The organism is Shinella sp. 838 (assembly GCF_029623935.1).
GTDB lineage: Bacteria > Pseudomonadota > Alphaproteobacteria > Rhizobiales > Rhizobiaceae > Shinella.
Window position 1 is genome coordinate 1,285,071 of sequence record NZ_JARSBQ010000001.1, and the last position, 14,234, is coordinate 1,299,304.

The following is a 14,234-nucleotide window of genomic DNA, read 5'->3' on the forward strand; positions in this document are numbered from 1 at the left end:
ATGGAGACCGTCGTTGGCGTCATTGTGCCGGCACAACGACAGGTGCGGCCGACAGACATGCAACAGAATACCACGACGATCTACAATTCCATCGAGCGCCATGAGGCGGAACCCGTCAATTCGGCGAAGGTTCGAAAGCCGCTTTACGAAAAGCGCAAGAAGATCTTCCCGAAGCGTGCGGAAGGCCGCTTCCGGCAGTTCAAGTGGCTGGTGATGCTGATCACGCTCGGCATCTATTACCTGACACCCTGGATTCGCTGGGATCGTGGGCCGCACGCGCCGGACCAGGCGGTGCTCATCGACCTTGCCGGCCGTCGTTTCTATTTCTTCTTCATCGAGATCTGGCCGCAGGAATTCTTCTTCGTCGCCGGCCTGCTCGTCATGGCGGGCTTCGGGCTCTTCCTCGTCACCTCGGCGGTAGGGCGCGCCTGGTGCGGTTATGCCTGTCCGCAGACTGTCTGGGTCGATCTTTTCCTTGTCGTGGAGCGGGCGATCGAAGGCGACCGCAATGCGCGGATAAAGCTCGACACCGGGCCGTGGACGCTCGACAAGATCTGGAAGCGTGTCAGCAAGCACGCCGTCTGGCTGGTGATCGCGGTTGCGACCGGTGGCGCCTGGATTTTCTATTTCGCCGATGCGCCGACGCTGCTCGTCGATTTCGCGATGCTGAAAGCGCCGCCCGTCGCCTACATCACCGTCGCCATCCTGACCGCGACCACCTACATTTTCGGTGGGTTGATGCGCGAGCAGGTCTGCACCTATATGTGCCCCTGGCCGCGCATCCAGGCGGCGATGCTCGATGAGAGTTCGCTGGTCGTCACCTACAACGACTGGCGCGGCGAGCCGCGCACCCGCCATGCCAAGAAGGCGATCGCCGCCGGCGAGAGCGTCGGCGATTGCGTCGATTGCAACGCCTGCGTCGTCGTCTGTCCCATGGGCATCGACATCCGCGACGGCCAGCAGCTCGAATGCATCACCTGCGCGCTGTGCATCGATGCCTGCGACAATGTGATGGACAAGATCGGCAAGGAGCGCGGCCTCATCGCCTATGCGACGCTGTCGGACTATTCGGCCAACATGGCGCTCGCCACGGCCGGCGGCACGGAGCCGGTCGATCCGAAGCGCGTGCGCGGTGCCGACGGCGCCTTCGGCGGCAAGATCCGGCATTTCGACTGGCGCATCATTTTCCGCCCGCGCACGCTGCTTTATTTCGGCGTCTGGTCGCTGGCCGGCTTTGCGCTGCTCTTCGCGCTCCTTTCGCGCGACCGGCTGGACCTCAACGTCATCCACGACCGCAATCCGCAGTTCGTTGTCGAATCGGACGGTTCGATCCGCAACGGCTATGCGGTGAAGCTGCTCAACATGATCCCCGAGCCGCGCGTCATCACCGTGTCGATCGAGGGCATGCCGGGCGCAACGATGAAGATCGCCGGCCATGAGAGCGCCGACGGCCGCAGTGTCGATGTACCGGCCGATCCGGACAAGGTGACGGCGCTGCGTGTTTTCGTCACCCTGCCGAAGGATCGGCTTGCAGAAGCCGCCGAAGGCTTCCAGATTATCGCGGAAGACCGGCAGGGCCACGAGCGCGACGTCTATTCCGCCAATTTCAACACGCCGGGAGCAAAGTGATGGCCATGGAACGCAAGGAACAGGGGTTTGTCTTCACCGGCTGGCATATGGCGGGTGTCATGGTGCTGTTCTTCGGCACGATCATCACCGTCAACCTGATCATGGCGTGGAATGCCTCGAACAGCTGGAGCGGCCTCGTCGTGCCCAACACCTATGTCGCCAGCCAGCAATTCAACGGCAAGGTGGCGGAAGCGCGCGCGCTTGCGGCCAGCGGCATCGAGGGCGACCTCACCGTGAAGGATGATCGCATCGTCTACCGTGTCACCGATGCGAACGGCGCTCCCGTTGTCGCCGACGACGTCTCGGCGGTGTTCAAGCGGCCCGTCGACGAGCGCAAGGATTTCACGGTCGCTCTTCAGCCGGCGGGCGAGGGGCTGTTCGCGGCGGACCGCGCGGTGCCGGCCGGCCAGTGGGTCGTCGATATCAGCACGAGGCGCGATGGCGAGAAGGTCTTCCACCAGACCGTGCGCACCGTTGTTGCGGGAGGGGCGAAATGAGCTGCTGCGCACCCGGTACGGAGGGCGCCATCGATGCACAGCGTGCGGCGCTGCCTTCCTCGGAAGAACTGATGCTGGCGAGCCGCCCCGTCGGCGAAGGCCTGCGCCAGAACGACCTCAGCGTGCCGGGCGTCTATTGCGGCGCCTGCATCGCCACGGTCGAGGGCGCGCTGAACGCGCTGCCCGTCGTGGAACGGGCACGCGTCAACCTCTCCACCCGCCGCGTTTCGGTGGTCTGGAAGGAGGAGGTCGCAGGCCGGCGCACCGATCCGCAGGAGATCGCCAGCGCCATTCGCGCCACGGGTTATGAGACGCATCTCTTCTCGCTGGCGGCGGAAGGCGACGACCGCCTGCGCAACCAGCTGATCCGCGCCGTTGCCGTGTCCGGCTTCGCCGCGATGAACATCATGCTGCTCTCGGTCTCCGTCTGGTCGGGCGCGGAGGCCGCCACGCGCGACCTCTTCCACTGGATCTCCGCGCTGATCGCCGGCCCGACGCTGATCTATGCCGGCCGCTTCTTCTACCAGTCGGCCTGGAATGCGGTGCGTCACGGCCGCACCAACATGGATGTGCCGATCGCGCTCGCCATCACGCTCTCCTACGCCGTTTCGCTCTGGGAGACGCTGCACAGCGCCGAGCATGCCTGGTTCGACGCGACGGTGAGCCTGCTTTTCTTCCTTCTGATCGGCCGTACGCTGGACCACGTCATGCGCGACCGCGCCCGCTCGGCCATAACCGGCCTTGCCCGCCTTTCGCCGCGCGGGGCGATGGTCATCCGGCCGGATGGCAGCCGCGACTACCGGCCCGTCGAGGAGATCGCCGTCGGCGAGCACCTTTCCATCGCCGCCGGCGAGCGTATCCCGGTCGATTGCCGCGTGCTTTCGGGCGCAAGCGACATCGACCGCTCAATCGTCAACGGCGAGAGCGATCCCCTGGCCGCCTCGCCGGGCACGCGGCTGGAAGCGGGTGCGATGAACCTCACCGGCTCGCTGACCGTCGAGGCTGTCGCCACGGCGCGCAATTCGTTCCTGTCGGAGGTCATCGGTCTGATGGAGGCCGCGGAAGGGGGGCGGGCCCGCTATCGCCGCATCGCCGACCGCGCCGCGCAGATCTATTCGCCGGCCGTGCACCTGCTGGCGCTCGTCTCCTTCCTCGGCTGGGGTTTTTACGATGGCGACTGGAAGCATGCGATGCTCGTCGCCATCGCCGTGCTGATCATTACCTGCCCCTGCGCGCTCGGCCTCGCGGTGCCGGTGGTGCAGGTCGTTGCGGCAGGACGCCTGTTTGCCGGCGGCGTGATGGTCAAGGATGGGTCGGCCATGGAACGCCTTGCCGAGATCGACACCGCCGTCTTCGACAAGACCGGTACGCTGACACTCGGCAAGCCGCGCCTCGTCGATCGCGAAAAGGCCGATCGCACCCATCTCGCGCTGGCGTCGGCGCTCGCCGCCCATTCGCGCCATCCGCTGTCGATGGCGCTGGCGAGCGCCTGGGCAGGGCCGATGCCGCTCTTTGAAAGCGTGACGGAAGTTGCTGGCGGCGGCCTGGAGGCGGAGACGCCCCAGGGCCTCTATCGCCTCGGCAACCGCGCCTTCGCCAGCGGCAGTGCCGCGGCCGGCGACGAGGAACACGGGCTTTCGGAAGTCGTGCTCTCGCGCAATGGCAAGGTGCTGGAAACCTTCCGTTTCGAGGACACCCTGAGGGCTGGGGCGGAGGATGCCATCGCCACGCTGAAGCGGGCGCAGATCGATATGGCGATCCTCTCGGGTGACCGGGCGCCGGCCGTTGCCCGCATCGCCGGCCTTCTCGGCATCGCGCGCTGGCGTGCTGCGCTGTCGCCCCGGGAAAAGACGGAAGCGGTCACCGAGCGGGCGGCGGCCGGCCACCGCGTGCTGATGGTCGGTGACGGCATCAACGATGCGCCGGCGCTCGCCGCCGCCCACGTCTCCATCGCCCCGGCCACGGCGGCCGATGTCGGCCGGCAGGCGGCGGATTTCGTCTTCCTGCACGAGAGCCTCGAGGCCGTGCCCTTCGCCCATGCGACCACCAGCCGTGCCGGCCGTCTTATCCGGCAGAATTTCGCGCTCGCCATCGGCTACAATGTCGTCGCCGTGCCGATCGCAATTCTCGGCCACGCCACGCCGCTGATCGCCGCCATCGCCATGTCCACCTCGTCGATCATCGTCGTGGTGAATTCGCTGCGCCTGCGCGGCCAGATGCCGGCCTTCGCCATGCGGGCGGCGGACGAGGCCCGCCCGGTCAATCCGCTGGTGCGCGCGGCATGAACACGCTGGTCTTTCTCATTCCCATCGCGCTCTTTCTCGGCGGGCTCGGGCTTGCCGCCTTCCTCTGGTCGTTGAAGAGCGGGCAGTATGACGATGTCGAGGGCGCCGCCTGGCGCGTTCTCGACGATGGCGACGACAAGCCGAAGCGCTGACGGCGCCGCTGCAGGCGGGTGAATTATGGGATCTGAATCGCCATGCAGATGGCGGTGAAAATCCCGCCAAAGACAAACAATCCCTTGTCGTAAATCGATTTGAATGCCAAAACACCACCGCTGGAGCAGAGCTCCTCACTCTCTTTCTGCGCGGCGTTTCCGGCATGGGTCTGGAAGTATCCCACGCCGCGCCATCCTACGGAGGTATGAACGTGGCACAGGCGGAAATCGGTCTCATCGGTCTCGGCGTGATGGGGTCCAACCTTGCGCTCAATATTGCTGAAAAAGGCAACAAGATCGCAGTCTTCAATCGCACGGTGGCGCGCACGAAGGAGTTCTACGAGGAAGCTGGCGACCTCAAGGGGCAGATCGTCCCTTGCGAGACGATCGAGGAATTCGTTGCCGCCATCCGCCCGCCACGGCCGATCATCATCATGATCCAGGCCGGTGCCGCGGTTGACCAGCAGATGGATCTGCTGCGTCCCTATCTCGAACAGAACGACATCATGATCGATGCCGGCAACGCGAACTTCCGCGACACGATGCGCCGCTTCGATGCGCTGAAGGACAGCGGCCTTACCTTCATCGGCATGGGCGTTTCCGGTGGCGAAGAAGGCGCGCGTCACGGCCCCTCCATCATGGTCGGCGGCACGGAAGAGTCGTGGAAGCGCGTCGAGAAGGTGCTGACCTCGATCGCCGCCACGTACAAGGACGAGCCCTGCGTCGCCTGGCTCGGCGAGAACGGCGCCGGTCACTTCGTCAAGACCATCCACAACGGCATCGAGTATGCCGACATGCAGATGATCGCCGAGATCTACGGCATCCTGCGCGACGGCCTGAAGATGAGCGCGTCGGAAATCAGCGCCGTCTTCGGCGAATGGAACAAGGGCCGCCTCGAATCCTATCTGATCGAGATCACCGAGACGGTTCTTGCCGCCAAGGACCCGATCGGCGGTGGACCGATGGTCGACATGATCCTCGACAAGGCCGGCCAGAAGGGTACGGGAAAATGGTCCGCCATCGAGGCGCAGAACATGGGCGTGCCGGCGACCGGCATCGAGGCCGCCGTCGCCGCCCGCTCGATCTCCTCGTTCAAGAACGAGCGCGAAGCCGCTGAAAGGATCCTCGGCCTGCCGGACGTGCCGGCACTCGCCATGGCCGACAAGGCCGCCTTCATCAAGGACCTCGAAAGCGCGTTGCTGGCTGGCAAGATCGGTGCCTATGCGCAGGGCTTTGCCGTGATGTCCGCCGCCTCGAAGGAATATGGCTGGAACCTGCCGATGCCGACCATCGCCAAGATCTGGCGTGCCGGCTGCATCATCCGCTCGCAGTTCCTCGACGAGATCACCAGCGCCTTCACCAAGGCGCCGGATGCGGCGAACCTCATCGTCACACCGGCCTTTGCGGCCATGGTCAAGGAAACCGACGGGGCGCTGCGCCGCGTCGTCTCCACTGCCGCGCTGCACGGCCTGCCGGTCCCTGCGCTCGCCTCTGCGCTCGGTTATTTCGACAGCTACCGGCGCGCGCGCGGCACGGCCAACGTCATCCAGGCCCAGCGCGACTTCTTCGGGGCCCATGGCTTCGACCGCGTCGACGGTGCCGACAGCCATCACGGTCCGTGGGGTTCCGGCCTCAACGCCTGAGATCCGGCGACACGATGAGAAAAGGCCCGGTCGCAAGACCGGGCCTTTTCGTTTGCGGGTGTCTTGCGGCTGTGTCAGGCATAGACGCCGCGAAGATGCGGGCCGATGGCGCCGTCCGACAGGGCTGCGAGTGCAGGTTTCGCCGAGGCCTTGGGCGGGGGCATTCTCGCGCCGATCGCAAACAGGATGGCACTGGCCACCGAGAAGCCCGCGAACAGAAGGAACATGCCGGGGCCGCCGAAGGCGCCGAGCATGAGGCCGCCGAAGGTCGGGCCGACGAAATTGCCGAGGCTCGAGAACGAGTGGGCGCCGAAATAGCTGCCCCTGTTGCGGTCGTTCGCGATGCCGTCGACCAGCATGTATTCCGACGGGACGACCAGGATTTCGCCGATGGTGAAAACGACCATCGAGATGGCAAGGCCCCAGAGGCCGGAGGAGAAGAGGAAGCCGAGCTCGCCGGCTAGGAACAGCAGGCAGCCGACGATGAGGGCATTGAGTGCGCCGGCGCGTTCTATGAAGCGGCGGGCGAACGGGTTTCCGATCAGGACGACCGCGCCGTTGATGGAGACGATGTAGGCAAAGATCTCCACGCCACCGGGTATGCTGCCGGAAAGATAGGGGGCGAGCGTGGCCGACCATTGGCCGTATACGGCGATCAGCAGGGTGCCACCGCCGACGAAGAAGGCAAGGCGCGCATCGCGGGCCGCGGTCTTGATGCTCTGAAGCACCGACAGTCTCGGTGTGGAAGCCTGCTCCACCGCGCTGCGGTGCAGCGGCACGGCCAGCAGGTAGAGCGCAAGCGCGAACATCGCATAGACGGCGCCGGCGATGATGAAGAGCGTCATGGACGCGGCGCCCGCCGCAATGCCGATCAGCGGGCCGACGGCAAAGCCGAAATTGATCGCCATGTAGCGCCAGGAGAAATATTTGAGACGCAGCGGTTCGGGGCACACGTCGCTCATCAGCGCGCGGGAAACCGGTTCGTTGATCGCAACCGCGACGGCCGCGACGACCTGGGCGATGCAGAAGGCGAGCACCGTCTCGGCGACCCCCATGCCGACCATGGCCAGGGCCATGGACAGCAGCGTAAGCGTCAGCACGGCCTTGCGGCCCACCTTGTCCGACAGCGAACCCGCAAAGGGTGCGGCGACCGCGCCGACGAGCGGACCGATGCCCAGCAACATGCCGATCATCGCCGGTCCGAGACCAAAGGTCTGCTGCAGCTTGATGGCGAGGAACGAGAGCGTCATCGCCCTTGCGATGTTGACAAGGCCGGCGCCCGCGATGAGGAACAGCACATAGTTCAGTCGTTGTTTCTCGTCGGCCATCACCGCTCCTTGCCCGCCTGCCGTGCTGATTCACGCGACCGCTCTGCGGTGCCGTAAAAACGAGCGATCCGCAACGGCCAGAAATGACCACAGCGGGGCTCCGGCCAGCCGGGGCAGGGGGCGTGTGTCAGGTGTCGTCCGTCGGGATCGGATAGCTGAGGGTCTGCAGGTCTTCCGGCGCCGCTCCCTCGATGCGGCCGATGACGGCCTTGGCGAGCTCGCGGCCGGCAAGGCGGATGTCCTCGCGCATGGTCACGACCTCGGGCCGCAGCCATTGCAGGAACATGTGCGGCTCCTTCGACACCATGTCGATGTCCTCGCCGAGTTTGCGGCCGTTGGCCTCCAGCGCGGCGATCAGTGCCACTGCGCCGCCGCCGCTGCCCGAGACGATGCCGTCGGGCCCGTCCGGTGCGCTGAACAGCGCTTCCGCGGCCCTGCGGATATCGACGAGATTGTTGTCGAGGTTCACCTGATTGAAGGGCAGCGCCATCGCGCCGAAATCGCGAATGCCCTTTTCGAACCCTGCCCGCATATGCAGGTAGAAGGTGAGGTAGGGTGGCGGCTGCAGCAGGATGAGCCGCTTGCGGCCGCGCTCGACGAGCTTGCGGACCGCCTCGTAGGCAAAACGCTCGTTGTCGAAATCGTGGTAGGGATGGGCGAGATCCATTTCCGTGCGCCCGTGCGTGGCGAAGGGAAAGTTACGCTCCATCATCAGTGCGACGCGCGGGTCCTTCGGTTCGGTGCGCGAGATGATCACGCCGTCGGCCGCGCCCGTTTCCAGCACGTAGTGCACCGGATCCAGCGCATTGCCCTGCGCCCTGTAGGGTGTCACCACGAGATGGTACTGGGTCGTCGCGAGGACTTCCGAAATGCCGATGACCATGGGGCTTGTCAGGCCCATGATCTCTTCCTCCAGGCTGAGGATCAGGCTGATGACATTCGTCTTGCCGGTTCTCAGGCGCACGCCGGCGCGGTTTGGCTGGTAGCCGATCTGGCGCGCGACGAGGCGCACGCGCTCCTTCGTCTCCGCACCGATATCGGGGGCGTCCTTCAGCGCCCGCGAAACCGTGGTGATGCCGAGGCCCGTCATGAAGGCGATCGTCTTCAGCGTCGGCCGCTCGCCCGGTTGTGGAAGCGCTCCGGTCGGGCCCTCGCTCTTCGTCTTGTCCATCCCCCGCCTGCCACCTCTGCGCCCTTGGACCGGTTATACATTTTTTACCTTGGCCCGCCACTCCCTCGCGACGAGTTGCTTCAAGCTGTAACGATACAGATTCTTTGTCTAGCAAAAAATACGCCGTTGGTGGCCCAGGTAAGCCGGAGGGCTCGTTTTGCACCGCAAAGCCATAATTTATGCACTTGCGAAATTTTCCGTATGTACCAGTTTTCAAATATTCATTTTTTTATAAAATAAACAATTATTTAACATGATTTTACGTGGCTCCCGTTGCGACCCTTCTCGCCAGAAATACGGTATTCTCTGGTCGGTAAAATTTGCGCGGGGCGGAAAAGCCGCTTTTGTCTTTCACTCCTGTTGCGTGATGAAAACGATTAGGCTACGTTTTTACTGCAACGTTTCAGTGAGGGAGGAGACTCATGAAAATGCGCTTTATGGCTGCTGCGCTGGCAGCGACCGCGGTCCTGCCGTTTGCCGTCGCCAACGCGACCGATCTGGAGGTGACCCATTGGTGGACGTCGGGCGGGGAGGCTGCGGCGGTCGCGGAATTTGCAAAGGCCTTCGATGCGACGGGCAACAAATGGGTCGATGGCGCGATTGCAGGTGCCGGCGGCACGGCGCGCCCGATCATGGTCAGCCGCATCACCGGCGGCGACCCGATGGGGGCGACCCAGTTCAATCACGGGCGCCAGGCGGAGGAGCTGATCGAGGCCGGCCTCCTGCGCGACCTCACGGATGTGGCGACGCGCGAGAACTGGAAGGAGATCGTCAAGCCCGCCAGCCTGCTCGACAGCTGCACGGTCGACGGCAAGGTCTATTGCGCGCCGGTCAACATCCATTCCTGGCAATGGCTGTGGCTGTCGAACGCCGCCTTCGAGACGGCGGGCGTGCCTGTTCCGAAGAACTGGGACGAGTTCGTTGCCGCCGCGCCCGCGCTGGAAAAGGCCGGCATCGTTCCGCTCGCCCTCGGCGGCCAGCCCTGGCAGGCGGCCGGTGCCTTCGACGTGCTGATGGTGGCGATCGCCGGCAAGGACACGTTCAACGCGGTGTTCAAGGACAAGGACGCCGAGGTGGCGGCCGGTCCTGACATGGCAAAGGTCTTCAAGGCGGCCGAGGATGCGCGGCGCATGTCCAAGGGCACGAATGTGCAGGACTGGAACCAGGCGACCAATATGGTGATAACGGGCAAGGCCGGCGGCCAGATCATGGGCGACTGGGCGCAGGGCGAGTTCGCGCTCGCCGGCAAGGTGGCCGGCAAGGATTATACCTGCCTTCCGGGCCTCGGCGTGAACGAGGTCATCTCGACCGGCGGCGATGCTTTCTATTTCCCGGTTCTGGCGGATGCGGAGAAGTCCAAGGCGCAGGAAGTGCTGGCCTCCACGTTGCTCTCCCCGGTCACCCAGGTGGCGTTCAACCTCAAGAAAGGCTCGCTTCCCGTTCGGGGCGACGTCGATCTTGCGGCGGCGAACGACTGCATGAAGAAGGGCCTCGACATCCTCGCCAAGGGCAATGTGATCGAGGGCACAGACCAGCTTCTGACGGCCGACAGCCAGAAGCAGAAGGAGGACCTCTTCTCCGAATTCTTCGCCAATCCCGCGATGACGCCGGAAGATGCGCAGAAGCGGTTCACCGACATCATCGCTTCGGCGGACTGATCGGGTGGGCAATTCCGGCGGGTCTGCCTCCGGAATTGCGGGTGAATGCATCGGCCGGTGGCTTGCCGCTGGCCGGTGGCGCCCCTCGCGGGGCACATCCCTGATCGAGACCAAGGAGGAAGTGACCCATGACGGGCCAGGCACACACCGGTCGTCCCCGTAAACTGCTGCGCAATCTCAGTTCCAAGATTGCCTCCATTCCCATGATGCTCACCGCCGTCGTCATCTTTCTCGGCGGCACGATCTGTACGGTCGTCTATTCGTTCACCAATTCGAAGCTACTGCCACGGGCGAAGTTCGTCGGCCTCGACCAGTATGAGCGCCTGTGGGATGCGCCGCGCTGGATCGTCTCGATCCAGAATCTCGCGATCTACGGCGCGCTGACACTGGTCTTCAGCCTCGTCATGGGGTTCGTGCTGGCGGCGCTGATGGACCAGAAGATCCGCTTCGAAAACACGTTTCGCACGATCTTCCTCTTTCCCTTCGCGCTGTCCTTCATTGTCACTGGCCTCGTGTGGCAGTGGATCCTCAATCCGGAGTTTGGCGTGCAATCCGTCGTGCGTTCGCTCGGCTGGGAAAGCTTTGCCTTCGATCCGCTCTACGATGCGCAGATCGTCATCTACGGCGTGCTGATTGCCGGCCTCTGGCAGGGCACGGGGCTTGTCATGTGCCTGCTGCTTGCGGGGCTTCGCGGCATTGACGAGGACATCTGGAAGGCGGCGCGCGTCGACGGTATCCCGATGTGGAAGACCTATCTCTTCATCGTCATCCCGATGATGCGCCCCGTCTTCATCACCACCCTCGTCATCATCGCCAGCGGCATCGTCAAGGTCTATGACCTCGTGGTGGCGCAGACGAGCGGCGGGCCGGGTATCGCCTCGGAGGTGCCGGCGAAATACGTCTACGACTACATGTTCCAGGCCCAAAATCTCGGGCAGGGCTTTGCCGCCTCCACCATGATGCTCGTCACGGTCGCCATCATCATCATCCCCTGGGCCTACCTCGAATTCGGAGGGCGCAAGCGTGTCTGACAGCGTCATTCTTTCCGCTCCCGCAGCCGCTGCCAAAGCCGGTGCGGAGCCCTGGGGCGCCAAGCCTCGCCGTGCCCTTTCCGGCCGCAACATCATGCTCTACGGCACGCTCTTCGTCGCCGCGCTCTACTATCTGCTGCCGCTCTACGTCATGATCGTCACCTCGCTGAAGGGCATGCCGGAAATCCGCCTCGGCAACATCTTTTCGCCGCCGCTGGAAATCACTTTCGAACCCTGGGCGAAGGCCTGGGCCAGCGCCTGCACCGGCCTCAACTGTGATGGCCTGTCTCGCGGCTTCTGGAATTCCGTGCGCATCACCGTGCCCTCGACGCTGATCTCCATCCTCGTCGCCTCGGTCAACGGCTACGCGCTCGCCAACTGGAAGTTCAGAGGCGCGGATGTCTTCTTCACCATCCTCATCGTCGGGGCCTTCATTCCGTATCAGGTGATGATCTATCCGATCGTCATCGTGCTGCGCGAAATGGGGATCTACGGCACGCTGACCGGCCTCGTCCTGGTACACACCATCTTCGGCATGCCGATCCTGACGCTGCTCTTCCGAAACTATTTTTCCGCGCTCCCGGAGGAACTGTTCAAGGCGGCGCGCATCGACGGGGCAGGGTTCTGGCAGATTTACCTGCGCATCATGCTGCCCATGTCGCTGCCGATCTTCGTCGTCGCGATGATCCTGCAGATTACCGGGATCTGGAACGACTTCCTCTTCGGTGTCGTCTTCACCCGGCCGGAGGTCTACCCGATGACCGTGCAGCTCAACAACATCGTCAACTCCGTGCAGGGGGTGAAGGAATACAACGTCAACATGGCCGCGACGCTGCTGACAGGCGCGGTTCCGCTCATCGTCTATTTCGTGTCGGGGCGTCTCTTCGTCCGCGGCATCGCCGCCGGCGCCGTGAAGGGATAAGCCATGCAGAACTCCGTATCGATCAAGGACCTTTCGCTCAGCTTCGGCGCGGTCAACGTGCTGGAAAACCTCAATCTCGACATCGGCGACGGCGAGTTCCTGGTGCTTCTCGGTTCGTCCGGCTGCGGGAAATCGACCCTGCTCAACTGCATCGCCGGCCTTCTGGAGCCGACCGGCGGGCAGGTCTTCATCAAGAACAAGAACGTCACCTGGGAGGAGCCGAAGGACCGCGGCATCGGCATGGTGTTCCAGTCCTACGCGCTCTACCCGCAGATGACGGTGGAGAAAAACCTCTCCTTCGGTCTGCAGGTCGCCAAGGTGCCCAAGCCGGAGATCGACAAGCGAATCGCCCGCGCCGCCGAAATCCTGCAGATCGGTCCGCTCCTCAAGCGCAAGCCCTCGGAACTCTCCGGTGGCCAGCGTCAACGCGTGGCGATCGGCCGGGCGCTGGTGCGCGATGTCGACGTCTTCCTGTTCGACGAGCCGCTCTCCAATCTCGATGCGAAACTGCGCTCGGAACTGCGTGTGGAAATCAAGCGGCTGCACCAGTCGCTGAAGAACACGATGGTCTACGTCACCCACGACCAGATCGAGGCGCTGACGCTCGCCGACCGCATCGCCATTATGAAGAGCGGTGTCATCCAGCAGCTCGCCGATCCCAACACGATCTACAATGCGCCGAAAAACATGTTCGTCGCCGGCTTCATCGGCTCCCCGTCGATGAATTTTTTGCGCGGCGAGATTGCAGCGCGGGACGGCAGGCCGGTCTTCGCGACCAATGGCGTCGATTTCGCGCTCGACGGCTATCGCGCGTTGGACCTGCTCCAGCCCGGCCGGAGCGTCGTGCTCGGCGTGCGGCCGGAACATGTCGCGGTCAATGCCGAGGGCATCGAGACCCACAAGGCGACCGTCGACATCGAGGAGCCGATGGGGGCCGACAACCTGCTCTGGCTCAGACATGCCGGTCATACCCTTTCCGTCCGCGTCGGTGGGGCGCGGCGCTTTGCGCCGGGAACCGCCGTCACGCTCGCCTTCGACATGGGGCTCGCCTCGCTGTTCGATGCGCAGACGGAGGAGCGGATCTAGGGCCGGCACGGCTTGCCTACCTTCAAGCCGGTTTTCCACTTTCAGCAAGACGAGGATTTCTTGATGCAGACAGTCAGTTTCCAGCTTTACAGCGCCCGTGACTTCCAGCCTTTTTCGGCGGTTTTCCGCATTCTTGCCGAGGCAGGCTACAAGCAGGTGGAGGGGTATGGCGCCCTCTATGCCGCGCTCGACGATGCGGCGATCCTTGCGGTGAAGGCCGATCTCGATGCGAACGGTCTCACCATGCCGACCGCCCATTTCAGCCTCGATATGCTTGAGAGCGAGCCGGAACGCGTGCTTGCCATCTGCCGCACGCTCGGCATCGTCGCTGTCTACTGCCCTTATCTCCTGCCGGAGGACCGTCCGACGGACGCTGCCGGCTGGCGCGCCTTCGGCGAGCGCCTGCAGAAGGCCGGCGAGCCAATCCGCAAGGACGGTCTTACCTTCGGCTGGCACAATCATGACTTCGAGTTCTTCACGCTGCCCGACGGTACGGTGCCGCTGGATCACCTCTTTGCCGGTGGTCCGGACCTTGCCTGGGAGGCGGATATCGCCTGGATCATCCGTGGCGGTGCGGATCCCTTCGCCTGGATCAGAAAATACGGCGATCGCATCACCGCCGTGCACGTCAAGGACATCGCGCCGAAAGGCGAGAATGCCGACGAGGACGGCTGGGCGGATGTCGGCCACGGTATCGTGCCCTGGGCGGATCTGGCCAAGGCGCTCGCCGGCTCGCCCGTGCGGCATTTCATCGTCGAACATGACAACCCCAAGGATATCGCACGGCTCGCCACGCGTTCGATCGCGACCATCAAGGCATTTTAAGGACTGA

At 64.1% G+C, this 14,234-nt stretch carries 13 protein-coding genes; 10 read left to right on the forward strand and 3 right to left on the reverse strand.

Translation table 11 applies throughout. The features are described 5' to 3' along the window. Positions 1-57 precede the first annotated feature (57 nt). Genes ccoG through ccoS form a run of 4 tightly spaced genes read left to right on the forward strand, consistent with a single transcriptional unit; the run spans position 58 to position 4,563 of the window. Complete coding sequence (gene ccoG / locus P9A16_RS06085) at positions 58-1,629, forward strand: cytochrome c oxidase accessory protein CcoG (protein WP_037408047.1); 1,572 nt, start codon at positions 58-60, stop codon at positions 1,627-1,629. After that, complete coding sequence (locus tag P9A16_RS06090; RefSeq protein ID WP_023513305.1) at positions 1,629-2,126, forward strand: FixH family protein; 498 nt, start codon at positions 1,629-1,631, stop codon at positions 2,124-2,126. Before ccoG ends, P9A16_RS06090 begins: the two co-directional genes overlap by 1 nt. Beyond that, positions 2,123-4,411, forward strand: a complete 2,289-nt coding sequence (locus tag P9A16_RS06095) for a heavy metal translocating P-type ATPase (protein ID WP_023513304.1) — start codon at positions 2,123-2,125, stop codon at positions 4,409-4,411. The genes P9A16_RS06090 and P9A16_RS06095 overlap by 4 nt, the downstream gene beginning before the upstream one ends. Continuing rightward, complete coding sequence (gene ccoS, locus P9A16_RS06100; protein ID WP_023513303.1) at positions 4,408-4,563, forward strand: cbb3-type cytochrome oxidase assembly protein CcoS; 156 nt, start codon at positions 4,408-4,410, stop codon at positions 4,561-4,563. Before P9A16_RS06095 ends, ccoS begins: the two co-directional genes overlap by 4 nt. Before the next feature lie 23 nt (positions 4,564-4,586). On the opposite strand, the gene P9A16_RS06105 is transcribed toward ccoS, so the two are convergent. Then, positions 4,587-4,748, reverse strand: a complete 162-nt coding sequence (locus P9A16_RS06105) for a hypothetical protein (protein ID WP_156032031.1) — start codon at positions 4,746-4,748, stop codon at positions 4,587-4,589. 27 nt (positions 4,749-4,775) lie between these two features. On the opposite strand from P9A16_RS06105, the gene gndA reads away from it, so the two are divergent. Beyond that, positions 4,776-6,206 (forward strand): NADP-dependent phosphogluconate dehydrogenase, encoded by a 1,431-nt coding sequence (gndA, locus tag P9A16_RS06110; protein WP_023513302.1) that lies wholly within the window; start codon positions 4,776-4,778, stop codon positions 6,204-6,206. A 74-nt stretch (positions 6,207-6,280) separates the two neighbouring features. On the opposite strand, the gene P9A16_RS06115 is transcribed toward gndA, so the two are convergent. Together P9A16_RS06115 and P9A16_RS06120 are read right to left on the reverse strand one after the other, a co-directional pair. Next, entirely contained in the window at positions 6,281-7,534 is a 1,254-nt protein-coding gene (locus P9A16_RS06115; protein ID WP_278025575.1) for an MFS transporter, read from the reverse strand. A gap of 127 nt (positions 7,535-7,661) precedes the next feature. Continuing rightward, the gene (locus tag P9A16_RS06120) at positions 7,662-8,705 is read right to left on the reverse strand and encodes a LacI family transcriptional regulator (RefSeq protein ID WP_023515926.1); all 1,044 of its coding nucleotides are present in this window, start codon (positions 8,703-8,705) and stop codon (positions 7,662-7,664) included. A 422-nt stretch (positions 8,706-9,127) separates the two neighbouring features. Here P9A16_RS06120 and P9A16_RS06125 point away from each other — a divergent pair, with 422 nt between their 5' ends. From P9A16_RS06125 to P9A16_RS06145, 5 genes are all read left to right on the forward strand, one after another. Beyond that, the gene (locus P9A16_RS06125) at positions 9,128-10,363 is read left to right on the forward strand and encodes an ABC transporter substrate-binding protein (RefSeq protein WP_037408037.1); all 1,236 of its coding nucleotides are present in this window, start codon (positions 9,128-9,130) and stop codon (positions 10,361-10,363) included. A gap of 128 nt (positions 10,364-10,491) precedes the next feature. Next, the gene (locus tag P9A16_RS06130; protein ID WP_023515924.1) at positions 10,492-11,394 is read left to right on the forward strand and encodes a carbohydrate ABC transporter permease; all 903 of its coding nucleotides are present in this window, start codon (positions 10,492-10,494) and stop codon (positions 11,392-11,394) included. Next, complete coding sequence (locus P9A16_RS06135) at positions 11,387-12,316, forward strand: carbohydrate ABC transporter permease (protein WP_023515923.1); 930 nt, start codon at positions 11,387-11,389, stop codon at positions 12,314-12,316. Before P9A16_RS06130 ends, P9A16_RS06135 begins: the two co-directional genes overlap by 8 nt. Before the next feature lie 3 nt (positions 12,317-12,319). After that, the gene (locus P9A16_RS06140) at positions 12,320-13,402 is read left to right on the forward strand and encodes an ABC transporter ATP-binding protein (RefSeq protein WP_023515922.1); all 1,083 of its coding nucleotides are present in this window, start codon (positions 12,320-12,322) and stop codon (positions 13,400-13,402) included. 63 nt (positions 13,403-13,465) lie between these two features. Continuing rightward, a complete protein-coding gene (locus P9A16_RS06145) occupies positions 13,466-14,227 on the forward strand; it encodes a sugar phosphate isomerase/epimerase family protein (protein ID WP_023515921.1) in 762 nt (253 codons plus the stop codon). The last annotated feature ends 7 nt before the right edge of the window (positions 14,228-14,234 follow it).